This is a genomic window from Aeromicrobium choanae, from assembly GCF_900167475.1.
Taxonomy (GTDB): Bacteria; Actinomycetota; Actinomycetes; order Propionibacteriales; family Nocardioidaceae; genus Aeromicrobium; species Aeromicrobium choanae.
Genome location: NZ_LT796768.1, coordinates 1,366,136 through 1,392,622, shown reverse-complemented (window position 1 = coordinate 1,392,622; position 26,487 = coordinate 1,366,136). Strand labels below are relative to the sequence as shown.

At 72.1% G+C, this 26,487-nt stretch carries 25 protein-coding genes and 1 tRNA gene; 20 read left to right on the top strand and 6 right to left on the bottom strand.

Going from position 1 to position 26,487, the window contains the following annotated elements; genetic code table 11:
• The first annotated feature begins 7 nt into the window (after window positions 1-7).
• The 8 genes from ssd to B5D60_RS06825 all read left to right on the top strand — a co-directional run bounded on the left by ssd (window position 8) and on the right by B5D60_RS06825 (window position 4,889).
• Window positions 8-1,045, top strand: a complete 1,038-nt coding sequence (ssd, locus tag B5D60_RS17035; RefSeq protein WP_197684421.1) for a septum site-determining protein Ssd — start codon at window positions 8-10, stop codon at window positions 1,043-1,045.
• Complete coding sequence (locus B5D60_RS06855) at window positions 1,042-2,160, top strand: TadA family conjugal transfer-associated ATPase (RefSeq protein WP_197684420.1); 1,119 nt, start codon at window positions 1,042-1,044, stop codon at window positions 2,158-2,160. The genes ssd and B5D60_RS06855 overlap by 4 nt, the downstream gene beginning before the upstream one ends.
• Window positions 2,157-2,945: a type II secretion system F family protein gene (locus B5D60_RS06850; RefSeq protein WP_078699467.1), complete on the top strand. Its 789-nt coding sequence runs from the start codon at window positions 2,157-2,159 to the stop codon at window positions 2,943-2,945. The genes B5D60_RS06855 and B5D60_RS06850 overlap by 4 nt, the downstream gene beginning before the upstream one ends.
• Window positions 2,942-3,631, top strand: coding sequence for a type II secretion system F family protein (locus tag B5D60_RS06845; protein WP_078699466.1), 690 nt, complete (start codon window positions 2,942-2,944; stop codon window positions 3,629-3,631). Before B5D60_RS06850 ends, B5D60_RS06845 begins: the two co-directional genes overlap by 4 nt.
• Window positions 3,632-3,748: 117 nt before the next feature.
• The gene (locus B5D60_RS16925; RefSeq protein WP_172806287.1) at window positions 3,749-3,943 is read left to right on the top strand and encodes a DUF4244 domain-containing protein; all 195 of its coding nucleotides are present in this window, start codon (window positions 3,749-3,751) and stop codon (window positions 3,941-3,943) included.
• A gap of 57 nt (window positions 3,944-4,000) precedes the next feature.
• On the top strand, window positions 4,001-4,210 hold the full coding sequence (locus B5D60_RS06835) for a DUF4244 domain-containing protein (RefSeq protein ID WP_078699464.1): 210 nt from the start codon (window positions 4,001-4,003) through the stop codon (window positions 4,208-4,210).
• Window positions 4,207-4,542 carry a TadE family type IV pilus minor pilin gene (locus B5D60_RS06830; RefSeq protein ID WP_231948987.1) on the top strand — a complete coding sequence of 112 codons (336 nt, stop codon included), beginning with the start codon at window positions 4,207-4,209 and terminating at the stop codon, window positions 4,540-4,542. The genes B5D60_RS06835 and B5D60_RS06830 overlap by 4 nt, the downstream gene beginning before the upstream one ends.
• Complete coding sequence (locus tag B5D60_RS06825; protein ID WP_078699462.1) at window positions 4,539-4,889, top strand: Rv3654c family TadE-like protein; 351 nt, start codon at window positions 4,539-4,541, stop codon at window positions 4,887-4,889. The genes B5D60_RS06830 and B5D60_RS06825 overlap by 4 nt, the downstream gene beginning before the upstream one ends.
• 26 nt (window positions 4,890-4,915) lie before the next feature.
• Here B5D60_RS06825 and B5D60_RS06820 read toward each other — a convergent pair whose 3' ends face one another.
• Both B5D60_RS06820 and B5D60_RS06815 read right to left on the bottom strand, forming a co-directional pair.
• The gene (locus B5D60_RS06820) at window positions 4,916-6,670 is read right to left on the bottom strand and encodes a BCCT family transporter (RefSeq protein ID WP_078699461.1); all 1,755 of its coding nucleotides are present in this window, start codon (window positions 6,668-6,670) and stop codon (window positions 4,916-4,918) included.
• 90 nt (window positions 6,671-6,760) lie between these two features.
• Window positions 6,761-9,052 carry a DEAD/DEAH box helicase gene (locus B5D60_RS06815; protein ID WP_078699460.1) on the bottom strand — a complete coding sequence of 764 codons (2,292 nt, stop codon included), beginning with the start codon at window positions 9,050-9,052 and terminating at the stop codon, window positions 6,761-6,763.
• 85 nt (window positions 9,053-9,137) lie between these two features.
• On the opposite strand from B5D60_RS06815, the gene B5D60_RS06810 reads away from it, so the two are divergent.
• Together B5D60_RS06810 and B5D60_RS06805 are read left to right on the top strand one after the other, a co-directional pair.
• On the top strand, window positions 9,138-9,470 hold the full coding sequence (locus B5D60_RS06810; RefSeq protein WP_078699459.1) for an STAS domain-containing protein: 333 nt from the start codon (window positions 9,138-9,140) through the stop codon (window positions 9,468-9,470).
• Window positions 9,471-9,472: 2 nt separating this feature from the next.
• Window positions 9,473-10,927 (top strand): DUF7059 domain-containing protein, encoded by a 1,455-nt coding sequence (locus tag B5D60_RS06805; protein WP_078699458.1) that lies wholly within the window; start codon window positions 9,473-9,475, stop codon window positions 10,925-10,927.
• 4 nt (window positions 10,928-10,931) lie between these two features.
• Here B5D60_RS06805 and B5D60_RS06800 read toward each other — a convergent pair whose 3' ends face one another.
• Window positions 10,932-12,083 (bottom strand): MFS transporter, encoded by a 1,152-nt coding sequence (locus tag B5D60_RS06800; protein ID WP_269456879.1) that lies wholly within the window; start codon window positions 12,081-12,083, stop codon window positions 10,932-10,934.
• A 136-nt stretch (window positions 12,084-12,219) separates the two neighbouring features.
• Between B5D60_RS06800 and topA the strand changes: the two genes are divergently transcribed.
• The 5 genes from topA (at window position 12,220) to B5D60_RS06775 (ending at window position 19,109) form a co-directional block, all read left to right on the top strand.
• A complete protein-coding gene (topA, locus tag B5D60_RS06795) occupies window positions 12,220-14,916 on the top strand; it encodes a type I DNA topoisomerase (RefSeq protein ID WP_231948986.1) in 2,697 nt (898 codons plus the stop codon).
• Window positions 14,917-14,996: 80 nt separating this feature from the next.
• Complete coding sequence (gene aqpZ / locus B5D60_RS06790) at window positions 14,997-15,749, top strand: aquaporin Z (RefSeq protein WP_078699455.1); 753 nt, start codon at window positions 14,997-14,999, stop codon at window positions 15,747-15,749.
• Between the two features lie 56 nt (window positions 15,750-15,805).
• Window positions 15,806-16,468 carry a dTMP kinase gene (gene tmk / locus B5D60_RS06785; protein ID WP_078699454.1) on the top strand — a complete coding sequence of 221 codons (663 nt, stop codon included), beginning with the start codon at window positions 15,806-15,808 and terminating at the stop codon, window positions 16,466-16,468.
• Window positions 16,465-17,595 (top strand): DNA polymerase III subunit delta', encoded by a 1,131-nt coding sequence (locus B5D60_RS06780; protein ID WP_078699453.1) that lies wholly within the window; start codon window positions 16,465-16,467, stop codon window positions 17,593-17,595. The genes tmk and B5D60_RS06780 overlap by 4 nt, the downstream gene beginning before the upstream one ends.
• Entirely contained in the window at window positions 17,592-19,109 is a 1,518-nt protein-coding gene (locus B5D60_RS06775; RefSeq protein WP_078699452.1) for an alpha/beta hydrolase, read from the top strand. The genes B5D60_RS06780 and B5D60_RS06775 overlap by 4 nt, the downstream gene beginning before the upstream one ends.
• A gap of 76 nt (window positions 19,110-19,185) precedes the next feature.
• On the opposite strand, the gene B5D60_RS06770 is transcribed toward B5D60_RS06775, so the two are convergent.
• Window positions 19,186-19,485, bottom strand: coding sequence for a chorismate mutase (locus tag B5D60_RS06770; RefSeq protein ID WP_078699451.1), 300 nt, complete (start codon window positions 19,483-19,485; stop codon window positions 19,186-19,188).
• A gap of 84 nt (window positions 19,486-19,569) precedes the next feature.
• Here B5D60_RS06770 and B5D60_RS06765 point away from each other — a divergent pair.
• Window positions 19,570-19,645: transfer RNA gene (locus tag B5D60_RS06765), tRNA-Thr, on the top strand.
• Window positions 19,646-19,902: 257 nt separating this feature from the next.
• Here the strand turns inward: B5D60_RS06765 and B5D60_RS06760 are convergent.
• Window positions 19,903-21,951 carry a discoidin domain-containing protein gene (locus tag B5D60_RS06760; protein ID WP_078699450.1) on the bottom strand — a complete coding sequence of 683 codons (2,049 nt, stop codon included), beginning with the start codon at window positions 21,949-21,951 and terminating at the stop codon, window positions 19,903-19,905.
• A gap of 80 nt (window positions 21,952-22,031) precedes the next feature.
• The gene (locus tag B5D60_RS06755) at window positions 22,032-23,201 is read right to left on the bottom strand and encodes a pyridoxal phosphate-dependent aminotransferase (RefSeq protein ID WP_078699449.1); all 1,170 of its coding nucleotides are present in this window, start codon (window positions 23,199-23,201) and stop codon (window positions 22,032-22,034) included.
• Window positions 23,202-23,441: 240 nt separating this feature from the next.
• On the opposite strand from B5D60_RS06755, the gene B5D60_RS06750 reads away from it, so the two are divergent.
• The 4 genes from B5D60_RS06750 to fbaA are packed head-to-tail and all read left to right on the top strand — an operon-like array spanning window position 23,442 to window position 26,404.
• Complete coding sequence (locus tag B5D60_RS06750) at window positions 23,442-24,089, top strand: sortase domain-containing protein (RefSeq protein WP_078699447.1); 648 nt, start codon at window positions 23,442-23,444, stop codon at window positions 24,087-24,089.
• A gap of 18 nt (window positions 24,090-24,107) precedes the next feature.
• Window positions 24,108-24,752 carry an orotate phosphoribosyltransferase gene (pyrE, locus tag B5D60_RS06745; RefSeq protein WP_078699446.1) on the top strand — a complete coding sequence of 215 codons (645 nt, stop codon included), beginning with the start codon at window positions 24,108-24,110 and terminating at the stop codon, window positions 24,750-24,752.
• Window positions 24,749-25,357 (top strand): TrmH family RNA methyltransferase, encoded by a 609-nt coding sequence (locus B5D60_RS06740; protein ID WP_078699445.1) that lies wholly within the window; start codon window positions 24,749-24,751, stop codon window positions 25,355-25,357. The genes pyrE and B5D60_RS06740 overlap by 4 nt, the downstream gene beginning before the upstream one ends.
• 30 nt (window positions 25,358-25,387) lie before the next feature.
• Window positions 25,388-26,404: a class II fructose-bisphosphate aldolase gene (fbaA, locus tag B5D60_RS06735; protein WP_078699444.1), complete on the top strand. Its 1,017-nt coding sequence runs from the start codon at window positions 25,388-25,390 to the stop codon at window positions 26,402-26,404.
• Window positions 26,405-26,487: the final 83 nt, after the last annotated feature.

Here is a 26,487-nt window from a genome sequence, read left to right as displayed (position 1 = left end):
TGGAGCCATGGACGTACGCGAACCTCCCGCCGCACCCCTGGTGGTCACCCACGACGAGTCCTTCGCGGAGAGTGCGCGGCGTTGGTGCGCGGCCGCCGGGCGCGAGCCCGAGACCCTGGCTGTGGCCCAGGACGTCCGCCGCGCGTGGCGGTCGGCCTCGGCCGTGCTGGTCGACGCGCGCAGCCTCGACTCGCTGCTCGCGGTCGACCTGCCGCGGCGGGACGAGGTGGTCGTCGTCGCCGGAGATCCGAGGGAGGCCTGGCGTCCCGCCCTCGACCTGGGCGCGCGCGACGTGCTGGCCGACGACGAGGACGCCGCGATCGTGGGGGCCCTGGTGCGCGCGCTCGACGGCTCCGGGGAGGCGTGCGCGATCGCGGTGGTCGGGGCCTGCGGCGGGGTCGGTGCGTCCACGCTGGCCGCGGCCGCCGCCGGACTGGCGGTCCGGCGCGACCTCAGGCCGGTGCTCGTCGACGGCGACCCGATGGGAGGCGGGCTCGATCTCGTCACGGGTGCCGAGGCCGTCGACGGGTCGCGCTGGAACGACCTCGACGGGGCGGTGGGCCACGTGGGTGCGGCCGAGCTCGTCGAGAACCTGCCCGTGCACCGCGGCCTCGCGCTCGTGTCGTTCGGCCGGGCCGGTCGACCGGTCCACGGCAGCGCACCGGTGATCAGTGCCGCGATGCGGGGGTTCGACGTCGTGGTCGCCGACGTGCCCCGGCACCTCGACGACCTCGGTCGCGAGCTGGTGTCGCGATCCGTGCTCACCGTGGTCGTCGTGCCACGCCGGCTCCGCGGCCTCGTCGCGGCGCGCGCCCTCGTCGACAGGCTCGCGTCATGGTCGGGTGCGGTCGCGATCGTCACCCGCGCCGCCCCGTCGGGGATGCCGGCAGCCGCCGTCGGCAAGGAGCTGGGTCTGCCCGTGCTGGCCGACCTCGGCACCTCGCGTCGGCTGGCGGCCGACCTCGAGCACGGTCTCGGCCCGATCCACGCCCGCACCGTGGTGGGCGCGGCGCGCCGGGTGCTCGACACGGTCGGGCTGCGGTGAGCGGCGTCCGTCCCGAGGTGGTCGAACGGGTCCGCCGACGGCTGGCCGCATCGGGGGCCGAGCCCACGCCGCACTCGGTGGCCGAGGCGTTGCGCGCCGAGGACCAGCTGTGGGGGACCACCACGGTGCTCGGCATCGTCGAGCAGCTCCGCAGCGAGGTGCTCGGTGCCGGCGTGCTGCAGCCGCTGCTCGATCTGCCTGGCGTCACCGACGTCCTCGTCAACGGCGCCGACGGGGTCTACGTCGACGCGGGCGACGGACTGGTGCTGCGGCCCGACGTCACCTTCGCCGACGAGCCCACGGTGCGCCGCCTGGCCCAGCGGCTCGCCGCCACTGCAGGACGGCGGCTGGACGACGCCTCGCCGTGGGTCGACGGCCGGCTCGGTGACGGCACCCGGCTGCACGCCGTGCTCTCGCCGGTGGCCCGCACTGGCACGGTGATCTCGCTGCGCGTGCCGCCACGGCGCGCGATGACGTTGGCCGAGCTCGAGGCGGGCGGCTCCGTCGCACCGCCGATGGCCGCCGCGCTGCGCGAGCTCGTCGCCACCCGCCGCAGCTTCCTCGTCACGGGCGGCACGGGGACCGGGAAGACCACGGTGCTGGCCGCCCTCCTCGGACTCGTGCCGGTCGAGCAGCGGATCGTGGTGGTCGAGGACTCCGACGAGCTGCGCCCGCGACACCCGCATGTGGTCGGGCTCGTCGCCCGACCGCCGAACGTCGAGGGAGCGGGCACGGTCGGCCTGCGCGACCTCGTCCGCCAGGCCCTGCGCATGCGCCCCGACCGGATCGTGGTGGGCGAGGTGCGCGGTGCCGAGGTCGTCGATCTCCTGGCCGCGCTCAACACCGGTCACGAAGGTGGCTGCGGCACGGTGCACGCGAACGCACCCGACGACGTACCGGCCCGGATGGAGGCGCTCGGCATTGCCGCCGGGCTCAGTCGCGACGCGGTCCACGCCCAGGTCGCCGCGGGACTCGACGCCGTCGTCCACGTTGTCCGCCACGGCGACGGGCGGCGTGAGGTCGCCGCGCTGGCCGACCTCGGCACCGACCCACGTGGCCGGTTGATCGTGCGACCGCGGGTGCGGGTCCACCGCGGCAGGGCCGTCGACCCGTGAGGGAGCTCGGGGCGCTGCTGGCGGTGGCCGCGGCGCTGGTCTGGCGGCCGCCGTGGTCCTGGGTGCGCCTGCGCACTGAGCGGAGCGCCCGACGTCGGCCGGGTCCACGCACCTTCGTCGCGCTGGCGGGCCTCGGCTCGGCGCTCAGCCTGGCCATGCTGCCCCCAGCGCCCACGATCCTGGCCTGGACCGGGACGGCGGTGGCCGTGGCCGCCGGCGTCCGGTTCGCCCGGTCGCGGGCCCGTCTCGCCCGCCTCGCCGTCCGGGACGAGTGCCAGGTGGTGATCGATGGTCTGGTCGGCGAGCTCCGCAGCGGGATCCCTCCGGCCCTGGCCGTTCAACGACTCGAGAGTGAGGCGCCGATTCTGCGCCCCGCCGCGATGGCGGCGACGACCGGGGGCGATGTGGCGGCCGCCCTGCTGGAGGTCGGCCGCCGCCCGGGTGCCGGCTCGATCGGGTCGCTCGGCCGGGCCTGGGCGGTGTCGCAGACGTGCGGCGTACCCCTCGCGGACACGCTGGAGCGGGTGCGCGAGGCGGCGCGGGAGGAGCGCGAGCTCGACCGCGAGCTGGCCGCCGGTGTGGCCCCGGCCCGGGCAACCGCACTGCTGGTGGTCGCGATGCCGCCCCTGGGGCTCGGCCTGGGCACCGGGCTCGGGGTCGACCCGTTGCGGGTCGTCACCACCACGGCCGCCGGGGCACTCTGTGTCGCGCTCGGCGTCGCCTTCGCGGTGGCCGGAGTGCTGTGGATCGAGCGGATCGCCGACCTCCTCGAGGCCGGCGGATGACCGCGGGCCTGCTGGTCGCGGGAGCGCTGCTGCTGGTGTGGCCCGGTCCGGCGCGCCGTCGCCGCCGACGGCTCCGTCGTGACGCCACGCCGCGGCGGCTCGACCGCGCCGTGCTCGTCGCGGCCTGCGTCCCGGTGGCCGGCTGGATCCTCTTCGGAGCCGTCGGCCTCCTGGCCGGCGTCGCGGTCGCACCCCTGGTGCGCCGGCACGTGGGGCGCTGGGAGTCCTCGCGCGAGTCGCGGCACAGGGTCCTGCTCGTCCGGGGCGCCCCGCTGGCGCTCGACCTGGTGGCGGCGGTCCTCGCGGCGGGCCGGTCGCCGCACGAGGCCGTCCTGTCGGTCGCGAGGCAGACGCCGGGTCCCGTGGGACACGAGCTCTCGGCCCTCGCCCACCGGGTGCGTCTCGCGGCCGACCCGGCCACGGCGTGGAGGTCCCTCGACGGCGACGTCCTGGAGCCGGTGGGACGGGCCTTCGCGCGGGCGGAGGCGTCCGGAGCAGCCGTCGTCCCGCTGATCCGCGACGCCGCCGAGGACCTCCGGCGTGCCGATCGCGCGCAACGGCGTGAGGCGGTGGGAAGGGTGGGTGTCCGCACCACCCTTCCGATGGGGCTGTGCCTGCTGCCGGCGTTCGTCCTGGTCGGCGTGGCGCCCACCGTGCTGGCGGTCCTGGGGTCGGTCCGGTTCTGACTTGTCCCCATGTGGGCGCCGGCCCGCGCGGGTTGTCCCCAGCCCGCCGCGACCCCCGCACATCCGCGGCGCAGCAGCCCATCTTCGGGTGTCACATCATCCGTTGGAAGGACTCCCATGAAGTTGATCACCGCCCTGCGCCGCCACGCCGACCGAGCCGACGAGCGGGGGATGAGCACGTCGGAGTACGCCGTCGGAACGCTGGGCGCCTGCACGATCGGCGGCGTCCTGGTGAAGGTCGGCCAGTCCGAGTGGTTCGGCGAGCTGGTGCAGGACCTCATCAGCCGGATCCCCGACCTGCTGCCGTTCTGACCCCGTGGCCGCGGCACCCACCCGGGTGCCGCGGCCGCCCGATCCCGGAGGAGGGACATGCATCGTCCTCACCGAACCGCCACGAGCGAGCGGGGCCAGGTCACGGCCGAATACGCCGTGGGCGCCCTCGGCGCCGTCACCATCGCGGGCGTCATCCTCGGGGGCCCCGAGGCGGTCGTCGGTCGATGGGCGCACGACTTCGTCGCCCAGCAGCTCACGCGGGCATTCGCCTCGCCCCTGACCGACCTCGTCCGATGGCCGTGGTGAGGCGCGACGAGCGCGGCATGGTCACCGCCGAGACCGTGGTCGTGCTGCCGTTCGTCGTGCTCGTCGCCTTCGTCCTCGTGTGGGTCGTCTCGCTGGGTGTCACGCAGATGCGGGTGTCCGACGCGTCGCGCGAGGCGGCGCGACTCATCGCTCGCGGTCAGCCGCCGGACGAGGCGCGGCGCGCGGTCGAGCGGGCCGTGCCCGGCGCGCGCTTCCGAGTGTCGCTCGAGGACGGCCGGGCCGGCGTCACGGTGAGGTACCGGGCGCGGCTGCCGCTCGTGCCGCAGGTCCGCCTCGATCTCGAGGGTCGTTCCGTGGCGGTGGTCGAATGAGGTCGGATCGCGGCTCGGCCACGGTGCAGGCCGCCGCCGTCGTCGCGCTGCTGAGCCTGGTGGCGTTCACGTGCCTGCAGGTCGCGCTGGCCGTCTCGTTGCGGCAGCAGGCCGCGGCCGCCGCCGACCTGTCGGCACTCGCCGCGTCGCGTGCCAGCGTCGAGGGGGAGGAGCCCTGTGGCGTCGCCCGCTCGGTGGCGGCCGGGAACGGCGCCCGGCTGCGGGCGTGCCGCATGGACGCCGACGTCGCCACGGTCACCGCACGGGCCGTGGGCCCGCGCTGGTGGATCGGACGCTGGATGTCCGACCAGCGGGCCCGGGCCGCCCCCGCCTGGTACCTCGAGTGAGGACCGGCGGGGGCGGAGCCCCAGGACTACTTCTGAGCGTCCTCGGTGGCGTCGAGCTCGGCCGCGTCGAGCTCGTTCGCGTCGAGCTCGTTCGCGTCGTCCTCGGTGGGGGTCGTCTCCTCGAACACGAGGGCGAAGTCCTCACCGTGCTGCTCGACGCCGGCCAGGACGGCGTCCTCGACGAGGGTCTGGCCCAGGTCCTCGCGCAGGATGATCGGGTCGCGGCGCAGGTCGCGGTAGAGCGACACGCACAGCAGCACCATCACCAGCAGGAACGGCAGCGCCGCCACGATGGTCAGCGCCTGGAGACCCTGCAGGGCCACCGGGTCGCCCGGGTCGGCGATGAGCAGCATGATGGCCGCCACGGCGCCGGTCAGGCCACCCCAGAAGACGACGGTCCACGTCGACGGGTGGATCGAGCCGCGCTGCGACAGGGTGCCCATCACGAGCGAGGCGGCATCGGCGCCCGACACGAAGAAGATGCCCACGAGGATCATCACGAGCACCGTCGTGATCGCCGGGACCGGGTACTGCTGCAGCAGGTCGAACAGGGCGTAGTTCGAGTTCACCGACGACTCGCCGCCGGAGATCGCGTCGGCCTCGCTGATGCCCGCGCCGCCGAAGATGGCGAACCAGATGAGGCTGACGATGCTGGGCACCAGCAGCACGCCGGTGACGAACTGACGGATCGTGCGGCCCCGGCTGATGCGGGCGATGAACATGCCCACGAAGGGGGTCCAGGAGACCCACCAGGCCCAGTAGAAGATCGTCCACGCGCCGAGCCAGTCGGCCAGGTCGTCGCCACCGCTGGCGTTGGTGCGTCCGGCCATCTCGGGCAGGAAGGCCACGTAGTCGGCGATCGACGTGGGGATGAGGTTGAGCATCATCAGCGTGGGGCCGGCAATGAAGACGAAGGCCGCGAGGGCGAGCGCCAGCACCATGTTGATGTTCGAGAGCCACTGGATGCCCTTGGCGACACCGGACACGGCCGAGAGGATGAACAGGATCGTCAGCACCACGATGATCGAGACGACGAGCGTCTCGCCGACGGACTCGACCCACCCGTTGTGCTCGATGCCGGCACCGATCTGCAGGGCGCCCAGGCCCAGCGAGGCGGCCGAGCCGAACAGCGTGGCGAAGATGGCCATGATGTCGATGGCCTTGCCGATCGGGCCCTCGGTCTGGCGGCGGCCCAGCACCCGGGTGAACGCGGCCGAGATGAGCTGCGGGCGACCGAGACGGAACGTGCCGTAGCCGATCGCCAGGCCGACGACCGCGTAGACGGCCCACGGGTGAAGCGTCCAGTGGAACAGGGTCTGCGACATCGCCACCTGGACGGCGGCGTCGGAGCCGGCCGCGGCCGTGTCGGGCGGCGGGGCGAGGTAGAACGTCAGCGGCTCGGCGACGCCCCAGAACATCAGGCCGATGCCCATGCCCGCGCTGAACATCATCGCGATCCACGAGGTGGTCCGGAACTCCGGACGCTCACCGTCCTGGCCCAGCGGGATCTTGCCGTAGCGGCTGGCGGCCAGCCAGATCGCGAACACCACGAATCCGGTGGTCGACATGACGAAGAGCCAACCGGTGTACTCGATCACCCACGACTGGGCCTGCGAGGCACGGTCGCCGAGCGAGGCCTGGTCGATGATGCCCCACAGCACGACGACCAGGGCGAGTGCGGCAGCGACGCCGAAGACGACGCGGTCGAGCGCGGATTCTGGCCGGTGTTCCACCTCCGGTTCGAAGATGTCGGTGGTGGTTCGATCGGTGCCGCTGGGCATCAGTAACTACCTCTCATGGTCGGAAAGGGTGGTGTGCAAACCTGTCAACCCTTGCATCCGAGGCCAAGAAGTGCCAATCGCGGTCGCCGTTCAGGCGGGTGCGGACGACAGCACGGCGTCGAGCAGCAGAACCGCTCCGGCCTTGTCGAGCGGGTGGTTCCCGTTGCCGCACTTGGGCGACACGACGCACGACGGACACCCGTCGCGGCAGGGGCAGTCGGCGATGGTCTGACGGGTCATCCGGAGCCACGCGGCCATCTGCTCGTACCCACGCTCGGCGAACCCGGCGCCGCCGCGATGGCCGTCGTGGACGAACACCGTGAGCCGGCCCGTGTCGGGGTGGTAGGCCGTGGACAGCCCGCCGATGTCCCAGCGGTCGCACGTGGCCAGCAGGGGCAGGATGCCGATCGCGGCGTGCTCCGCGGCGTGCGCCGCACCGGGCAGCAGCTCGGGATCCATCAGCGCGCCGGCGACGTCGGGGTCAAGCGTCCACCAGACGGCCGCGGTGGGCAGGGTCCGCTCGGGCAGCTCGAGGGGCTCCTCGCCGATCACGCGACCCGTGCTGCGGTCGCGGATCTGGTAGCCGACCACCTGGCTGGCCACCTCGACGTCGCCGAAGGCCACGGTGGCCGGGCCCCACTCCACCCGGCGGCGCTCCTCGATGACCGTCACGGCGGTGGAGCTGCGCGCGCTCGTGGTGTGGTGCACGTCGGCGCGCCGGACCACGGCGGCACCCTGCTCGGGGTCGTAGGACTCGACGAGGTGGTCCTCGCCGCGGTGCACGTAGATCGCCCCCTCGTGCACCTCGGCGTCGGCGGACCCGGCGTCGACGGTGCCGACGAGGCGCCCGGTGCTGCCCTCGACGATCTGCACGGGGTGCCCACCGGCGGAGCGGATGTCGGCCAGGTCGGCGGCGCGCTCGCGGCTGGTCCAGAACCATCCGGCAGCGCGGCGACGCAGCATGCCGGCGGCCTCGAGCGCGGCGACCCCCTCGGCGGCACGCGGGCCGAAGGGGCCGAAGTCGGCCTCGGTGAGCGGCAGCTCCTGCGCGGCGGCGGCGAGGTGCGGGCCGAGCACGTAGGGGTTCTCGGGGTCGAACACGGTGGCCTCGACCGGCGCCCCGAGGACCGCCTCGGGATGGTGCACGAGGAACGAGTCGAGCGGGTCGTCGCGGGCGATCATGACACCCACCGAGTCGACGCCGGCGCGTCCCGCACGCCCCCACTGCTGCCAAAGGGCTGCCCGGGTGCCGGGGAAGCCGACGGTCACGACGGCGTCCAGCCCGGCGATGTCGATGCCCAGCTCGAGGGCGTTGGTGCTGGCCAGGCCGAGCAGGTCGCCCGAGCGCAATCGGCCCTCCAGCTCGCGGCGCTCCTCCGGGAGGTAGCCGCCGCGGTAGGTGGCCACCCGCCCGGCGAGCTCGGGCTCCACCTCGGCCAGCGCCCGCGACGTGGCCATGGCCAGCTGCTCGGCACCGCGGCGCGAGCGCACGAACACGAGGGTGCGGGTGCCTCCCACGACGAAGTCGGTCAGCAGGTCGGCGGCCTCCGACCCCGCGGACCGGCGCACCTCCACCCCGTCGTCGCGCGCTGCCTGCAGGGGCGGCTGCCAGAAGGCCACGGTGCGCGCGGCGTGGGGCGAGGCGTCCTCGGTGACGGCGGTGACCGGAGCGCCGATGAGCCGCTCGGCCGACGCCGCCGGCTCGGCCACCGTGGCCGAGGACAGCACGAACAGGGGGTCGGCGCCGTAGTGCCGGCAGATTCGCCGGAGTCGGCGCAGGATCAGGGCGACGTGCGCACCGAAGACCCCGCGGTAGTGGTGGCACTCGTCGATCACGACCACGCGCAGACCGGCCAGCAGGCGGGCCCAGCGGTCGTGCTGGGGGAGGATCGTGCGGTGCAGGATGTCGGGATTGGCCAGCACCCAGTTCGCGTGGTCCCGTGCCCAGCTGCGCTCCTCGCGGCTGTTGTCGCCGTCCACCGTGGCGGGCCGCAGGCCGGGCACTCCGGTGGGAAGTCGGCGCAGCTGGTCGGCCGCGAGTGCCTTGGTGGGCGCGAGGTAGAGCACCGACGGTCGCCGGGCACCCGTGAGCCCCGAGCCGCCACGGCCCTCGCGCAGCGCCTGGAGCGCCGCCGCCTGGTAGACGAGCGACTTGCCCGACGCGGTGCCGGTGGAGACCACGACGTGGCGCCGGTCGTACAGGGCCGCGAGGGCCTCGGCCTGGTGCCCCCACAGGACCTCGGCGCCCTCGGCGGCGAACAGCTCGCGGACCTCGGGGTCGATCCAGGCGGGCCACGGCTCGACGACGGGCTCCACCGCGGGGTGGTGCTGCACGTGCACGAGCCGCTCCGCATGGCGGGCGAGAACGGGGTGCAGGGGCATGGACAGAAGTCTCCCGCACGCACCTGACAGGCCCGGCGCGCGCATTCGACTGGGGAGAAGCGGCCCCGGATGATTGAATTCGGACATGGATCTCACGCTCACCGAACGGGAGTCACCTCCGTTCCACGTGGTCGAGGTCGCGGGGGAGATCGATGTCTACACCGCGCCGCGCCTTCGCGAAGTCGTCGTCGGAGCGATCGACGACGGACACACCCGGTTGGTCATCGACATCGAGAACGTCGCATTCCTCGACTCGACGGGACTGGGCGTGCTCGTCGGGGCCCTGAAGCGCGTGCGCGCCGACAACGGCTCCCTCGACATCATCTGCACCAGCGAGCGACTTTTGCGCATCTTCGCGATCACCGGCCTGGACAAGGTCTTCGGGCTGCACACCTCGATCGACGAGCTGGTCTCCTGACCGTGACGGGCCCGGACGTCGGCAGGCTCCGCGAGGCGATCGCGGGGTTCACCGTCGACGCCGTCTACGGCGTGCTCGGCGAGGCCGCCTGGCGCGCCCTCGCCCGCAACGAGACCACGCCCGGACTCCGCGCGACCACCGACGGCTCGGCTCTCTCGACCCTGGTCCGGCTGTTCCAGCTGCAGGCCGTCGTCCCGCGAGCTCACGCCGAGTCGGCCTTCGGCGCCGCCTGGGAGTCGGCACGCGCGCTCGGCCTCGTCGAGGTCGACGGAGACGACGCCCGCGCCCTGCTCGACCTGCGTCCGTACGGCGACGAGGAGCACGACTGGTGGGTCGTCTGCGACCTGACGCCCGGCCTCGACGGTCGCGAGAACCCGCGCGATCCGTCGTACGTGCTCGGCATCAGCGAGGCCTCCTCCTCCCTCGCGCAGCTGACGGTGCGCCCCGAGGTCGGCCGCGCGCTCGACCTCGGCACCGGGTGCGGGGTCCAGGCGCTGCACCTGGCCACCCACGCCCGCGAGGTCATCGCCACCGACGTGAACGCCCGCGCCGTCGAGCTCACGCGACTCACCGCGGCGCTCAACGGGATCGACGTCGACGTGCGCGACGGCAGCCTCTTCGATCCGGTCGAGGGCGAGCGGTTCGACCTGATCAGCACGAACCCGCCGTTCGTCGTCTCGCCGCCCGAGGGCGACCGGCTGGTCTACCGCGAGACCGGGTTCCCGGGCGACGAGGTCGTGCGGCGCATCGTCACGCAGGCCGACGCCCACCTGAACGACGGCGGCTGGTGCCAGGTGCTCGCGGCGTGGATCCACGAGGACGGCGTCCCGTGGCAGGAGCGGCTCGGCGCTTGGATCGAGCCCACCGGCCTGGACGCCTGGGTCGTGCAGCGCGAGCGCGTCGACCTGCCCGAGTACGCCGAGATGTGGCTGGCCGACGCGGGCCTGCGCCACGGCGACGGCCACCGCGAGCGCTACGACCGGTGGCTCACGTGGTTCGCCGAGCAGCGGATCGAGGCCATGGGCTTCGGCTGGATCACCCTGCGGAAGGCCGGTCGCGCCGTGCCGCAGGTGCGGATCGAGGAGTACACGGGTCCGGTCGCCCAGCCCGTCGGCCCCGAGTTCGCGGCGTGGGCCGGGCGCACCGACGCGCTCGACGCCGGCGACGTGCTCGACCGGCGCTGGCGCGTCGGCGACGACGTGGGGCAGGAGACGGCCGGTCCCGTCGGGGCGCCCGACCCGGCCGTGATCCGCGCCCTGCGGCTGTCGGGGCTGCGCGCCTCGCGTCAGCTCGACACGATCGAGGCCGGCCTGCTGTCGGCCAGCGACGGCGACCTCACGGCGGGGCAGATCCTCGACGCGATCGCCCAGCTGCTCGACCAGGACGCCGCGCAGGTCAGGAGCACGTACGCCCCGGTCGTCGCCGAGCTCGTCGCCGACGGCTTCCTGATCGCCTGAGCGCTCAGGTCTCGCTGACCTCGGCCGGGCGACGCGAGCGCTGGGCCGCCAGGGACCCCAGGGCGATGAGCAGGGCCGCACCGCCGCCGACCGCGAATCCGGCCGCCGCTCCCTCGTGGTCGATGGCCAGGCCGATGAGCGGTGCCGCGACCGCCCCGCCGACCGTGAACGCCGTGGCCTGGTAGCCCATCGCCTCGCCCCGCCACGCCTCGTCGGTGAGCTTGGCGATCCACTCGCTGCACGCAGTCATGATCGGCGCGCAGAGCAGACCAGCCGGGATGCACGCGACGGCCAGGACCCACGGCGTGTGGGCGATGCCGATCGGGATCGTCAGGACGCCCATCGCCAGCAACAGATAGGAAGGACGGATCGACGCGGGCCGGGCGCCGTAGATCAGCCCACCCACGAGGGAGGAGAGTCCCCAGCCGAGGTAGACCACGCCGACCAGCCCGACCGCGTCGAGCTCGCGCAGGACGGCGATGATGCCCAGGTCGGTGGCCATGAGTGCGATCATCGCGCCGCCGGAGATGAGGAAGAGGAACACCAGGTCGGTGGTGAGCCAGCGCGTGCCGGGCTCACGGGCCACGGCCACCGAGTCGGCGCTGCGGGTGGGCGGGTCGAGCCGCCACAGGATGCCGAGGCCGATCGCAACCGTGCCGGCGACCGCCACCAACGCCACCTGCGGGGAGGCGGCCACGACGAGAGCGCCCGCCGCGGCCGGACCGATGATGAAGGAGGCCTCCGCGCACACCGAGTCCAGCGCGAAGGCGCTGCGGTGATGACTCGAGGGCAGCCTCGCGGCGAGCGAGATCCGCACGATCGAGTGCACCGGGGCGATGAACAGCCCGGCGACGAACGCCAGCGGGAGCAGCCACAGATAGGTGGAGACGGCCGCGAGCGGGTAGACGACGAAGAGCACCGCGATCGACGGGAGCAACGCCCGGCGCAGGCCCAGCCGGTCGATCAGGCGACCGCGCCACGGGGCGCCGATCGCGGCTCCCACCGTCTCGGCGGCGGCGATCAGCCCGGCCTGTCCGTAGCTGCCGTCCAGGCCCTCGACGACGAGCAGCGTGAGGACGAGCGGCAGGGCCATCAGCGGGATTCGCGCGAGGAAGGCCGCGATGTAAAGGGGTACCGTTCCGGGCGACCTGAGCACGTCCCCGTAGGTCACCTTCTCCACTCGCGGGATTCTTCCACGGCTGAGGCCGGTGAGAAAAATGGTTGACAGGAAGCGCTACGGTGGGCCTCCCACGGCCCCACATCCCCATTCGGCCTGCTCGGAGGAACCCAACGTGACATCACTGGTGATCGTCGAGTCGCCCAACAAGGTGCGCAGCATCGCCGCGTACCTGGGGGACGGCTACGTCGTCTCCTCCTCGGTCGGCCACATCCGCGACCTGCCTCAGGGAGCCGACCAGATCCCCGCCAAGTACAAGGGTGAGTCCTGGGCACGGCTGGGCGTCGACGTCGACAACCGGTTCGAGCCGGTCTACGTCGTCCCCGCCGACAAGAAGAAGCAGATCACCGAGCTGAAGCGGCTCCTGAAGGACGCCGACGAGCTCGTCCTGGCGACGGATGAGGACCGCGAGGGCGAGGCCATCGCGTGGCACCTCTTCGATGAGCTCAAGCCGAAGGTCCCGGTGAAGCGCATCGCCTTCAACGAGATCACGAAGGAGGCGATCGACCGCGCGATCGCCAACCCTCGCGACATCGACCAGGACCTCGTCGACGCGCAGGAGACCCGCCGCATCCTCGACCGCCTCTACGGCTACGAGATCAGCCCGGTCCTGTGGAAGAAGGTCATGAGCGGCCTGTCCGCCGGCCGCGTGCAGTCCGTCGCCACCCGCCTCGTCGTCGAGCGCGAGCGCGACCGGATGGCGTTCCGCACCGCCTCCTACTGGGACCTCGAGGCCACCTTCGGCTGCGACAAGGAGCCCTCGCGCTTCCCGGCCAAGCTGGCCACGGTCGACGGCAAGCGCGTCGCCTCGGGTTCGAACTTCGACAGCACCGGCACCCTCAAGGGCGACGTCGTCCACCTCGACGAGCCCACGGCCGCCGGCCTCGCCACCGCGCTGGAGGGTCGCGAGTTCGCGGTCCGCTCGGTGGAGTCCAAGCCCTACACGCGCCGGCCCTACGCGCCGTTCCGCACCACCACGCTGCAGCAGGAGGGCTCGCGCAAGCACGGCTTCGGCGCCCAGCGCACGATGTCGATCGCCCAGAAGCTGTACGAGGGCGGCTACATCACCTACATGCGCACCGACTCCGTCACGCTCTCGCAGACGGCGCTCAAGGCCGCGCGCGCCCAGGTCAAGGAGCTCTACGGAGCCGACTACCTCCCCGACCAGCCGCGCGTCTACACCTCCAAGGTCAAGAACGCCCAGGAGGCGCACGAGGCGATCCGCCCCGCCGGCGAGAGCTTCCGCACCCCGAAGCAGACCGGCCTGTCGGGCGACGAGCTCAAGCTGTACGAGCTGATCTGGAAGCGCACGATCGCTTCGCAGATGGCCGACGCGAAGGGCAACTCGGTGTCGATCCGCATCGGCGCGGCCACCGAGGACGGTCGCGACGTCGAGTTCGGCGCGTCCGGCCGCACGATCACCTTCCACGGCTTCCTCAAGGCGTACGTCGAGTCCACCGAGGACCCCGACGCCGAGGGCGACGACCAGCAGACGAAGCTGCCCAACCTCTCCGAGGGCGACCGCGTCACCGCGGTCGAGCTGGCGGCCGCGGGCCACCAGACCAAGCCCCCGGCGCGCTACACCGAGGCCAGCCTCATCAAGGAGCTGGAGGACCGCGAGATCGGCCGTCCCTCCACCTACGCCTCGATCGTCAACACGATCCAGAACCGCGGCTACGTCTACAAGAAGGGCACGGCGCTGGTGCCGGCCTGGGTCGCGTTCAGCGTGATCCGCCTGATGGAGCAGCACTTCCCGCGCCTCGTGCAGTACGAGTTCACCGCCGAGCTCGAGGGCGTGCTCGACGAGATCTCGCACGGCCGCGAGAACCGTGTGTCCGTCCTCGAGGCCTTCTGGGCCGGCGAGAACGAGAACGACACCGGCCTGAAGCGGCTCGTGGACAACCTCCCCGAGATCGACGCGCGTGGCCTGGCCACGTTCGACCTCGGCGAGGACATCGCCGTGCGCGTCGGCCGGTACGGCCCCTACGTCGAGGGCCCGCCGATGGTCGCGGCGAAGGACGGCGGCGAGCAGCCCACCCGCGCCAACGTGCCCGAGGACCTGCCCCCGGACGAGCTCACGCTCGAGAAGGCCAAGGAGCTGCTGGCCACCCCGGCCGGCATGGAGAAGGTGCTGGGCACCCACCCCGAGACCGGCCTGGAGGTCGTGGTCCGGAACGGCCGCTACGGTCCCTACGTCACCGAGGCGCTGCCCGAGGACGCCAAGAAGAGCGCCAAGCCGCGCACGGCGAGCCTGTTCAAGTCGATGGACCTCGACTCGGTCACCCTCGAGGACGCGGTGCGCCTGCTGACGCTGCCGCGCGTGGTCGGCACCGACGCCGAGGGCCAGGAGATCACGGCGCAGAACGGTCGCTACGGGCCCTACCTGAAGAAGGGCACCGACTCGCGCTCGCTGGAGAGCGAGGAGCAGCTGCTCACGATCACCGAGGAGCAGGCGCGGGCCATCTACGCCCAGCCCAAGACCTACGGTCGTCGTGCCGCCGCCGCTCCCCTCAAGGAGCTGGGCGAGGACCCCACGAGCGGCCAGCCGATCGTGGCCAAGGACGGTCGCTTCGGCGCCTACGTCACCGACGGTGAGTACAACGCCACGTTGCGCAAGGACGACGACATCGCCACCCTGACGCACGAGCGTGCGGTGGAGCTGCTCGCCGAGCGTCGCGCGAAGGGGCCCGCCAAGAAGGGCGCCAAGAAGACGACCAAGAAGGCCACGAAGAAGCCGGCCGCGAAGAAGACCACGGCCAAGAAGACCGCCGCGAAGAAGACCACGAAGAAGACGCCGGCGAAGAAGTCCTGACCCGGACGCGGGCCAAGGTCTCGCCCGCGACCTCGATCGTGCCCTACGGTGAAGACAGTCTTCACCGATCGGAGCAGGCCATGATCGAGATCCCGACGTACACGATGGCTCAGCGGCTGGGCGCCGAAGGGCTCGGCACCTTCTGGCTGGTCTTCGGCGGCTGTGGCACGGCGATCTTCGCCGCGACCGCGATCCCCGCCGACGCGCAGATGGCGGTCGGGGTGGGGTGGCTGGGCGTGGCGTTCGCCTTCGGCCTCACCGTCCTCACCGGCGCCTATGCGTTCGGCCACGTCTCCGGCGGGCACTTCAACCCGGCGGTCTCGGTGGGCCTCGCGATGGCCAAGCGCTTCGCGTGGAAGGACCTGCCGGGGTACGTCGTCGCGCAGGTGGCGGGCGCCACCGTGGCCGGCGCCGTGCTGCTGGTGATCGCCCGGGGCATCGACGGCGGGTTCGACGCGGTCGAGTCCGGCTTCGCCACGAACGGCTACGGCGACCGCTCGCCGATGGGCTACAACCTGCTCTCGGTGGCGCTCATCGAGGTCGTGCTGACGGCCGTCTTCCTCTACGTGATCCTCGGCGCCACGGCCAAGCGCGCGGCCGTGGGCTTCGCGGGGCTCTCGATCGGCCTGTCGCTGACCCTGATCCACCTCATCAGCATCCCGGTCTCCAACACCTCGGTGAACCCGGCGCGATCGCTGGGCGTGGCCTGGTTCGCCGGCAGCGACGCGCTCATGCAGGTGTGGATCTTCATCCTCGCGCCGGTGCTCGGCGCGGCGATCGCGGGCTTCACCCACAGCTTCCTGCTCGGTCCCGACCTCGAGACGGTCGAGTAGCGCGGGTCCCGCGCACCATCGGTCCGGGTGTCGGCTGCGCCGACTAGGCTCGCCCCATGCAGCCAACGGACGACCCCCTCGTCACCGAGGTCGGCGTCTTCGTCGCGTTCGAGGGCGGCGAGGGATCGGGCAAGTCCACGCAGTCGCACCTGCTCGCCACGTGGGTCGAGAGTCAGGGAAAGACCGCGCTGCTCACCCGTGAGCCCGGGGGCACCGGGGTCGGCGCGATGCTGCGCTCGATCGTGCTGGATCCGGCCACGGGCGATCTCTCGCCTCGCACCGAGGCCCTGATCTACGCCGCCGACAAGGCCGAGCACGTCGACACCCTGATCCTTCCGGCCCTGGCCGACGGGGCGGTGGTCATCACCGACCGCTACGTCGACTCCACGCTCGCCTACCAGGGCGCCGGACGCGCCCTGCACGTCGGCGAGCTCGAGTCGCTGGCCCGCTGGGCCACCGCCGACCTCCGGCCGCACCTCACGGTCGTGCTCGACGTCGATCCGCGGATCGGCCTCGGCCGGGCCGGCGAGCCCGACCGGATCGAGGGCGAGCCGGTGGAGTTCCACGAGCGCGTGCGCCAGCACTTCCTCGACCTCGCGGCGGCCGATCCCGCGCACTACGTCGTGCTCGACGCGAGCGAGTCGCCCGAGGCGATCCACGACCGGGTCGTCGCCGCCGTCGGGCCGTGGCTGGCCCAGGCCCGAGGAGTCGAGGCGTGACGGCGCCCGTCTGGGCCGAGCTCGTCGGACAGGACGACGTCGTCGCCACCCTGGGCTCCGCCGTGGCCGGGCAGATGACCCACGCCTGGCTGTTCACCGGGCCGCCCGGCTCAGGGCGTTCCAACGCCGCGATCGCGTTCGCCACGGCCCTGCAGTGCGAGAACGGTGGCTGCGGCACGTGCCGCTCGTGCGTCACCGCGGCGGCCGGCAGCCATCCGGACATCGCCGTCATCAACACCGACGGGCTCAGCATCGGCGTCGACGCGGCTCGCGACGCGGTCCGGCGCGCGGCGCTGCACCCGTCGCAGGGGCGCTACCAGATCCTCGTGGTGGAGGATGCCGACCGGCTCACCGACCAGGCCGCCAACGCGCTGCTGAAGGCGATCGAGGAGCCGGCGCCGGGCACGGTGTGGCTGCTGTGCGCGCCCGCCGTGGAGGACGTCATCATGACGATCCGGTCGCGGTGCCGTCCCGTGCTCCTGCGCACCCCTCCCGCCTCGGCGATCGCCCAGCTGCTGCACGAGCGCGACGGCATCGAGCTCGACGTCGCCCGGCGGGCGGCGGCCGCCGCCCAGGGACACATCGGCCGGGCGCGCGGGCTCGCGCGCGATCCCGACGCCCGTCGCCGGCGGGCCGAGATCCTGTCGCTGCCGGTCGGGTTGCGCGGCCTGGGCGACTGCTTCCGCGCCGCCCAGCGGATCGACCAGGAGGCCACGGCCCGGGCCAAGGAGCGCTGCGACGTGCTCGACGCCCGCGAGCTGTCGAACCTCCAGGAGTCGTGGGGCGTCGAGGAGCGGGGCCGTCGTCCCGCCGGGTACGCGGGCGCGCTGTCCTCCCTCACCAAGGAGCAGGAGCGGCGGCGCAAGCGGATGGCGCGCGACGCCATCGACGGCGTGCTCCTCGACCTGCTGTCCTTCCAGCGCGACGTGCTGACGCTGCAGCTCGGCACCGACGCCGAGGCGATCAACGCCGACGTCGCCGACGACATCGCCACGATGGCCGCGCGCACGACGCCCGAGGGCACGCTGGGGTCGATCGACGCGATCGTGGCCTGCCGCGACGCGCTCCAGGCCAACGCGGCGCCCCAGCTGGCGCTCGAGCACATGATGTCGAGGTTCCTCGGATGAGGCGCTTCACCGTGATCGCGCTGGTCTCCGTGCTCGTGGTCGCGCTGGTCGCGGGTGCGGTCAGCGCGCTGTTCCTGATCGATCGACCGGCCCCCGACCCCAAGCCCACGGGCGAGACCGCCCCGGCGGGCCTCGAGCGGTTCTACGCCCAGAAGCCCACGTGGCGCGACTGCCGCGAAGACCGCTGCACCACGATCGAGGTCCCGGTGGACTACGCCCGTCCCGACGGCGAGACGCTCCGCCTGGCCGTGCGCCGCGTCCCGGCCACCGGCGACCGCGAGTCCGCGATCTTCACGAACCCCGGTGGTCCGGGCGGCTCGGCGCTCGACTTCGTCGGCTACCTCGCGAGCGAGCTGCCCGACGACCTGCGGCGCACGAACGACGTCATCGGCGTCGACCCGCGCGGCGTTGGCGAGAGCACGCCCCTGGAGTGCCTGACCGACGAGCGGTTCGACGCCTTCATCGACACCGATCCCGACCCCGACGACGAGGCGGGCATCGCCGCGCTCACGCGGTCGGTCGAGGAGATGGGCGCCGCCTGCCGCGACAACTCCGGCGAGCTCTCCGCCCACGTCTCCACCGACGAGGCCGCCCGCGACCACGACATCGCCCGTGCCGTGCTGGGGCAGGACAAGATGCGCTGGTTCGGCTTCTCCTACGGCACCCAGCTGGGCGCCACGTACGCCGACCTGTTCCCCGAGAAGGTCGACAAGATGGTTCTCGACGGCGCCGTCGACGTCACCCTTGACGCCGCGGGCCAGGGGCTGGGGCAGGCCACCGGGTTCCAGGCGGCGCTCAAGGCCTATCTCGCTTCCTGCCTCGACGAGGACGAGTGCCCGGTCGGCGACTCGGTGAGCGAGGGCATGTCCACGATCACCACGCTCATGGGCCAGCTCAGCAAGGATCCGCTCGAGGCGCCGGGCGGACGGCTGCTGACCGAGGGGCGCGCGTTCTACGGCATCGCCATGGCGCTGTACTCCCAGGACTCCTGGCCGTACCTCACCAGCGCGCTGCGCGGCCTCGTCAAGGGCGACCCCACGGTGATGCTGGTGCTGAGCGACACCTACTTCGACCGCAAGCCCGACGGCTCCTTCGGCTCGAACTCCGGGCAGGTGATCTACGCGATCAACTGCCTCGACTCCGACGACGCGCCGGGCGCCGCCGAGACGAAGGCCCTCATCCCGCAGTTCCGCGATGTGTCCCCGGTGTTCGGCGCCTCGCTGGGCTGGGGCGTCATGGCCTGTCACGACTGGCCGATCAAGGGCGACCACCCGCAGCAGGCAGTCACCGCCGAGGGCGCGCCGCCGATCCTGGTCGTCGGCACCACCCGCGACCCGGCCACCCCGTACGAGTGGTCCGAGGCGATGGCCGACCAGCTCGATTCCGGTGTCCTGCTCACCCGCGAGGGCGACGGCCACACGGCCTACACGTCGGGCAACGCGTGCATCCGCGAGGCGGTCGACGCCTACTTCGGCGGCACCGTCCCGAAGGACGGCACGGTCTGCAAGGAGTGACCCGGCCGCGCCGGTGATCGAGTGGCGGCCAGCGAAGCGAGACGTCGTATCGAGATCACGCGTCGCTCGGCAGCGCTCAGTCCCGGATCGCCTCGTGGTGGCGGATGACCTCGCTGATGATGAAGTTCAGGAACTTCTCCGCGAACGCGGGGTCGAGGTCAGCCTCCAAGGCCTTGGAGCGGAGCCGCTCGATCTGGCGCGACTCGCGCTCGGGATCGGCCGGCGGGAGGTCGTGCTCGGCCTTCAGCCTCCCCACGCGCTTGGTGCACTTGAAGCGCTCCGCCAAGAGGTGCACGAGGGCCGCGTCGATGTTGTCGATGCTGGCACGGATGTCGTCGAGCTCGGCCTGGGTCGGTGCGTCCACGCGGCCGATCATACGGACAGAACCCGGGTTTCCTTCCCGCTGGGCCGAGGCGGTATAGTCCACACTTGGTTCGGCGGGTGATCCTCGCCGGATCGCGCCGCCTTAGCTCAGTCGGTAGAGCATCTCACTCGTAATGAGAAGGTCGTCAGTTCGATTCTGACAGGCGGCTCCACCAGAACCATTGGAATGGCGCGGATTTCTGCACCGGCAGAGTCCGCGCCTTCGTCATTTCCGCGCGGGGTGGGCTCGCCGTCGCCCCGAACGCGCACCCCCCGAACATGAGCCCCGCCTCAGGTTGGTTTGAACGCCGCCTGTAGGTTGATGGCACCGCCCAGGTGCTTCGGCCCGGGTGGTGGCCGGAGCAGCACCGGCCTCTCGCCGCCCCAACCACCATCGGGAGGTTGGGGCGGTCCTCTGTCCTCAGCGTCCTCAGCTGAACGCGCCGAACTCCTTGATCGAGTAGCCGTAGCGGGTCGCGCGCTCGACGCCCTGCATCCGCACGAACCGCGCGGAGCTCGGTGCGAACTTCACGGTGTCGAGCCCTCCGTTCCCGGAGCCGACGACGGCCACGTCGCGCCACTGCTTCCCGTCGAGCGAGGTCTGCACGCGGTACTGGCGCGCGTAGGCGCTCTCCCACTCGATCGTGACCTTGCTGACCGGGCGCACCGACGCGAGCTCCACCTGGAACCAGGCCCCGTCCTGGCCGTACTTGCTGGCCCAGCGCGTCGAGGTCTTGCCGTCGATCGCGCGGCCGGGCTTCAGGTCCGTCAGCAGGTTCCACTCGGTGGAGCTGGCCGAGGCGATCGCCTCCCGCGCGAGGTTCGCGCCCGGCTGGAACCCGGAGGTGGCGCCCCACGTCTGCAGGTAGGACTCCGAACCTGCCGCGAGGTCGTCGACGATCGCGGACCCGGCGAGGGTGCGCAGGCTCTCGATCCAGTCGGGGACGAGACCGTAGTGCGGGACGCCCTCGGCGTTGTAGTCCCACGTGCGCTCGCCCGTGACCTGCCGGTCGAAGACCGTGCCGTCGACCCCGGTGAACGGGTAGGAGATCTTCGCCCCGTCCTCGGGCGGCGCGGCGGTGCCACCGAAGCCGTTCATGTCGGTGCCGTAGCCGTAGGCGACGCCGTACTTGTCGCGCATCGGCTTCGTCTCGCGCCACTGCGTTGCGAACTCGGTGGCCGTGTGCCCGTACTGCGTGGCGAAGCCGCCGAGGCCGTAGAGCCGGTCCATGTAGTCGGTCGACAGCCAGTCATGGGTCGACAGGGCGCCGGGGTAGGCCTCCGCCTCGAGGATGTCGAGGGCGCGGCCGGCGGCCTTGGCGCTCATGTGGTCCAGCTCGACCATCATGTTGCGCTTGATCATCCCGCGCAGGGCGTACTCGCCCAGCTCGGTGAGGCCGCGCGGGTTGCAGTGCGGCCCCTTCGGGTAGATCGGCAGCACCGCGGGCAGGCCCGGGACGCTGGCGATCTCGCTGGGCAGGACGCCGCCGATGACGGTGTTGTCGGCGACCTCGCCCTCGCGGCACGTCGCGGGGTTCCACCACGTGCCGGTCGTGAGGAACTGGCCGGCGTTCACGAGCAGTCCGGCCGTGCTCTCGTCGTAGCGCACGCCGCACAGCGCGTTGTCGAACTTGTGGCACAGGAACATGCTCGAGACGCCCTTGCCCTGCAGTTCGTCGAGGCCCTTGTCGATGTCGGCCTTGGTGCACTGTGGTGCGCCGAGCACCTGCTTGCAGCCGAACGGCTCGGAGACCTCGACGCCGAGGACGACGGCGAGCTTGCCGGCGGCCACGACCTCTCGCGCCTGCTCCGGCGTCTTGACGACGCGGTACCAGCCCTTGCCGGGGCCGCCGAACTGCCGGTCGATGAACGCCTCGAGGTCGTAGGTGGCCTTGATCTGGCGACGAACGGTGTCCATGTCGTCGCAGCTGTACTTGTTGGGGCCGGCGATGACGCCCAGGATCGGGCACAGCCCCGGGTTGGAGACCATGTCGTTGACCATGATCCGCTGGCCGCCGCGCCACGCCCGCTCGACCCACTTGTAGTACATCTGCTGGTGGGTGAAGGAGGAGTAGGTCGGCCAGTCCTTGAACGTGGGCCAGCCGACGGTGTCGTGCGCGTCGAGGGGTCCGCGGCCGGCGCCGGAGTTCGTCAGGTTCTCCAGGATCGAGACGCCGTGACGGTCGCAGTCCTTGAGTGCGTCAGCGATGCCCTTCTCGCTCCAGGTGGAGCCGCAGACCGCGTTCCCGCCCATGCCGAGGTCCATGAACATGTGGGTGTGGGCGTCGATGAAGCCGCTCACCTCGCCGCCCGCGCCCGTGCCGCGCATCGGCTCGCCGGTCGCGTTGACCTCGGACTCCGGGCTGGGGGTGCTCGTCGCGACCCACCATCCCGACTCGGCCGAGGCTCCGGTCCCTCCGGTGACCAGGACCAGGGCGCCGAGCGCCGCCACCAGGAATGCCTTGAGCCGTCGTGACACGAGAGTCCCCCTACGAGATGCCGTTGGCGTGACTCTAGGTGTGAGGTGGGCCACATGCAAACGGGAGTTGCAGGTCGGACTCAGGTCGAGCGCAGAGCGCGCAGGCGCTCGACCGCCTCCTCGAGCACCTCGGTGCGCTTGCAGAACGCCCAGCGGACGAGGGTGCGTCCCGGGTTCGAGCCGTCCGGCCGGTCGTCGTGGAACACCTGGTGCGGCACGGCGACGACGCCGGCGAGACGGGGGAGCGCGCGGCAGAGCTCGAGGCCGTCCGCGAAGCCGAGGGGCGCCACGTCGGTCGTCGCGAAGTACGTCCCCTCCGGGACGAAGACGTCGAAGCCCGCGTCGGACAGCCCGGCGCACAGGAGGTCGCGGCGCTCGCGCAGCCCGTCGCGCAGCCTCGTGAAGAACTCATCGGGCAGGTCGAGTGCCGTGGCGATCGCCGGCTGGAACGGCGTGCCGGAGGTGTAGGTGAGGAACTGCTTCGCGCCCATCAGCGCGTCCACCAGGTCGGCCGGTCCGGTGGCCCAGCCGATCTTCCAACCGGTGAAGGAGAACGTCTTCCCGGCGCTGCTGATGGTCACCGTCCGCTCGGCCATGCCCGGGAGCGTCGCGATGGGCACGTGCGGCCGGGCGAACGCGAGGTGCTCGTAGACCTCGTCGGAGACGACGACCAGGTCGTGCTCGATCGCCACCTCGGCGACGGCGGCCAGCTCCTGCGGCGTCAGCACCGAGCCCGTCGGGTTGTGCGGTGTGTTGAGGACGATCGCGCTGGTGCGAGGCGTGACGGCAGCGCGCAGCTCGTCCACGGGCAGCCGGAAGTCGGGCGCGCGCAGGGTGATCGCGACGTGACGGGCGCCGGCCATCTGGATCACGGCGCGGTAGGAGTCGTAATAGGGCTCCAGCACGAGGACGTCGTCGCCGGGATTCACCAGACCGAGCAGGGCGGCCGCAACGGCCTCGGTCGCGCCGGTCGTCACCACGACCTCGCGCGCCGGGTCGAGCTCGATGCCGTGGAAGCGGCGTTGGTGCCGGGCGATCGCCTCGCGCAGCGGTGCGATGCCGGTGCCGGGTGCGTACTGGTTGCGTCCCGCGGTGATGGCGTCGCGCGCCGCCTGGCGGATCACCTCGGGGCCGTCCTCGTCCGGGAAGCCCTGGCCGAGGTTGATCGCCCCGGTCTGCGCGGCGAGTGCACTCATCTCCGCGAAGATCGTGGTGCCGATGCCGCCGAGTCGAGCGCTGCGCCTGCTCACCGGATCGACGATAGCGGGGCCATCGGACCTTCGGGGCCACTGGAGGCGGACATAGGTCGGCCCGCCGTTCTCGGGGGGTGAAACGGCGGACCGACGGCAGGAACGACGGCTCAAGAGCTGCTCGAACCTGCTGCTCCAGAATACATGGGCCGCTCAAGCGCCGGAGCAAAACCGCGAACTTCTCCGGCGAGATCTCGGAGTCGGTGTCGCACGTGAGGCCGGCCCCGCGACAATGGTGGCGTGTCCTCCGCCCCCGCGCGCTCGCTCGGCTCCCGCCTCGTGCTGGTGCTCGGTGTCGTGCTGGTCCTGGCCGGCGTGGGGATCCTCGGCTGGGTCGGCTGGCAGTACTGGGGTACCAACGTCGTCGCCCAGCGCGACCACGAGCGCATTCGCGGCGAGATCTCGGAGGCCTGGGAGGCGCAGGAGGACCCCATCGCCGGGGTCGGCCTGCTGCGGATCAAGCGGTTCGGCGCCGACTTCGAGGTGCCGATCCTCGACGGTGACGACGACGCCACGCTCGCCAAGGGCGTGGGCCGGCACGAGGAGAGCGCGCAGCCCGGGCGCGTGGGCAACCTCGTGCTCTCGGGTCACCGGGTCACCCACGGCGAGCCGTTCCGCAAGTTCCTCGACCTGCGCGCCGGCGACGAGGTCGTGGTGGAGACCCGCACACACGTCCACACCTACGTCCTGCGCCAGGACGGCGACGAGATCCGCGTGCCGTTCACGACGTCGTGGCCGCTGTGGCCCGTCCCCGACCCTGACGCGGAGGGGGAGCCGGCCACCGAGCGCGTCATCACCCTCGTCACCTGCTCCGAGCTGTTCCACACCGACGACCGCAGCGTCGTCGTCGGCGACCTCGTCTCCTCCGAGCGCAAGCCGGGCACCTAGGCCCCCTACGCTGGCGGGGTGCACGACTACCAGCGCCGCTTCATCGAGTTCGCCCTCGAGCACGAGGTCCTGCGCTTCGGCGAGTTCACGCTGAAGTCGGGGCGCACGTCGCCCTACTTCTTCAACGCGGGCGCGTTCGACACCGGGGCTCGGCTGGCGGCGCTCGGCGGGTTCTACGCCGACGCGATCGCGGGCGCCGGACCGGAGTTCGACGTCCTGCTCGGGCCCGCCTACAAGGGCATCCCGCTCGCGGCGGCCACGGCGGTGCGGCTGGCCGATGCCCACGACCGCGACGTGCCGTGGTGCTTCAACCGCAAGGAGGCCAAGGACCACGGGGAGGGCGGCCTCTTCGTCGGCGCCGCCCCGCGCGGCCGGCTGCTCGTGATCGACGACGTCATCACCGCGGGCACCGCCATCCGCGAGGTCATCGCGCTGGTCGAGCCCCTCGACGCCGAGGTGGCGGGCGTGGTCGTGGCCGTCGACCGCCGCGAGCGCGGCACGGGCGACCTCTCCGCGATCCAGGAGGTCGAGCGCGACCACGGGATCACGGTGACCTCCATCGTCACCTTCGACGACATCATCGAGTACCTCGAGGAGACCGGCCGGTTCGCCGAGCACCTGCCGGCCGTCCGCGCGTACCGCGAGCAGTACGGAGTGTCGTGACCGTCGGCCCGTGGCAGGGCGACTGGCCCGACGACCCGCGCCTGGATCCCGAGCTGCTGCGTGAGGGCGACACCCGCAACGTCGTCGACCGCTACCGCTACTGGACCGTGGAGGCGATCGTCGCCGACCTCGACCTCCAGCGCCATCGCCTGCACGTCGCGATCGAGAACTGGCAGCACGACTTCAACATCGGCTCGATCGTGCGCACCGCGAACGCGTTCAACGTCGGTGGCGTCCACATCATCGGCAAGCGCCGCTGGAACCGCCGCGGCGCGATGGTCACCGACCGCTACGTCCACGTCCAGCACCATGAGGACGTCGCCGCGTTCGCCGCGTGGGCGGCCGACGCGGGGCTCACCGTGGTCGGTGTCGACAACCTGCCGGGCGCCGTCGCTCTCGAGACGACGACCCTGCCCCGCGACGCCGTCCTGGTGTTCGGCCAGGAGGGCCCCGGACTCACGCCCGAGGCCGCCGCGGTGTGCGAGCGCCTCGTCGCGATCGCCCAGTTCGGCTCCACCCGATCGATCAACGCGGGCGCCGCCGCGGCGATCACGATGCACGCCTGGATCCGTGAGCATGCCGACCTCGCGTCGGTGGAATACTGACCCGCAACACGAGTTCCCACAGGAGGACCCATGCCCGTCGCCACTCCCGAGGTCTACGCAGAGATGCTGGACAAGGCGAAGAACAACTCCTTCGCCTACCCCGCGATCAACGTCTCGTCCTCGCAGACGCTGAACGCCGCCCTGGCCGGCTTCGCCGAGGCCGGCAGCGACGGGATCATCCAGGTCTCCACCGGTGGCGCCGACTACTTCTCCGGCCCGACCGTCAAGAACATGGTCTCGGGCTCGCTGGCCTTCGCCGCTTTCGCGCAGGAGGTCGCCAAGAAGTACCCGATCAACGTGGCGCTGCACACCGACCACTGCCCCAAGGACAAGCTCGACGGCTTCGTCCGTCCGCTGCTCGAGGCCTCGGCCGAGCGCGTGAAGGGCGGCGACCTGCCGTACTTCCAGTCGCACATGTGGGACGGCTCGGCGGTGCCGCTGGCCGAGAACCTCGAGATCGCGCAGGAGCTGCTCGCCAAGGCGCACGCCGCGAACATCATCCTCGAGGTCGAGATCGGTGTCGTCGGTGGCGAGGAGGACGGCGTCGAGGCGGAGATCAACGACAAGCTCTACACGTCCCCCGAGGACGCCATCGCGCTGGTCGAGGCGCTCGGCCTGGGCGAGAACGGCCGCTACCTCACCGCGCTGACGTTCGGCAACGTGCACGGCGTCTACAAGCCGGGCAACGTGAAGCTGCGTCCCGAGGTGCTCAAGGCCGCGCAGGACGCCGTCGCCGCGAAGTTCGGCAAGGAGCGCGCGTTCGACTTCGTCTTCCACGGCGGCTCGGGCTCGCTGCCCGAGGAGATCAGCGCCGCGGTCGACTTCGGCGTCGTCAAGATGAACGTGGACACCGACACCCAGTACGCGTTCACGCGCCCGGTCGTGGGCCACATGTTCCAGAACTACGACGGCGTCCTGAAGGTCGACGGCGAGGTCGGCAACAAGAAGGCCTACGACCCCCGCGCGTGGGGCAAGGCCGCCGAGGCCGGCATGGCGGCGCGTGTCGTCGAGGCCTGCCAGAACCTGCGCAGCGCCGGCACGCACTGACGCACTGATCGACGGCGGGGACGGCTTCGTCCCCGCCGTCGTCGCGTCCGGGCCCGGTCTCGGTGACCGGGACCCCCGACCCG

Coding starts and splice junctions, on each gene's coding strand:
- B5D60_RS06775 (WP_078699452.1), top strand. CDS start 17,592: ATGAGGCGCTTCACCGTGATCGCGCTGGTCTCCGTGCTCGTGGTCGCG.
- B5D60_RS06820 (WP_078699461.1), bottom strand. CDS start 6,670: ATGCCCAGCGGCACCGATCGAACCACCACCGACATCTTCGAACCGGAG.
- B5D60_RS06770 (WP_078699451.1), bottom strand. CDS start 19,485: ATGATCGGCCGCGTGGACGCACCGACCCAGGCCGAGCTCGACGACATC.
- B5D60_RS06825 (WP_078699462.1), top strand. CDS start 4,539: ATGAGGTCGGATCGCGGCTCGGCCACGGTGCAGGCCGCCGCCGTCGTC.
- ssd (WP_197684421.1), top strand. CDS start 8: ATGGACGTACGCGAACCTCCCGCCGCACCCCTGGTGGTCACCCACGAC.
- tmk (WP_078699454.1), top strand. CDS start 15,806: ATGCAGCCAACGGACGACCCCCTCGTCACCGAGGTCGGCGTCTTCGTC.
- B5D60_RS06815 (WP_078699460.1), bottom strand. CDS start 9,052: ATGCCCCTGCACCCCGTTCTCGCCCGCCATGCGGAGCGGCTCGTGCAC.
- B5D60_RS06810 (WP_078699459.1), top strand. CDS start 9,138: ATGGATCTCACGCTCACCGAACGGGAGTCACCTCCGTTCCACGTGGTC.
- fbaA (WP_078699444.1), top strand. CDS start 25,388: ATGCCCGTCGCCACTCCCGAGGTCTACGCAGAGATGCTGGACAAGGCG.
- B5D60_RS06845 (WP_078699466.1), top strand. CDS start 2,942: ATGACCGCGGGCCTGCTGGTCGCGGGAGCGCTGCTGCTGGTGTGGCCC.
- B5D60_RS06835 (WP_078699464.1), top strand. CDS start 4,001: ATGCATCGTCCTCACCGAACCGCCACGAGCGAGCGGGGCCAGGTCACG.
- aqpZ (WP_078699455.1), top strand. CDS start 14,997: ATGATCGAGATCCCGACGTACACGATGGCTCAGCGGCTGGGCGCCGAA.
- B5D60_RS16925 (WP_172806287.1), top strand. CDS start 3,749: ATGAAGTTGATCACCGCCCTGCGCCGCCACGCCGACCGAGCCGACGAG.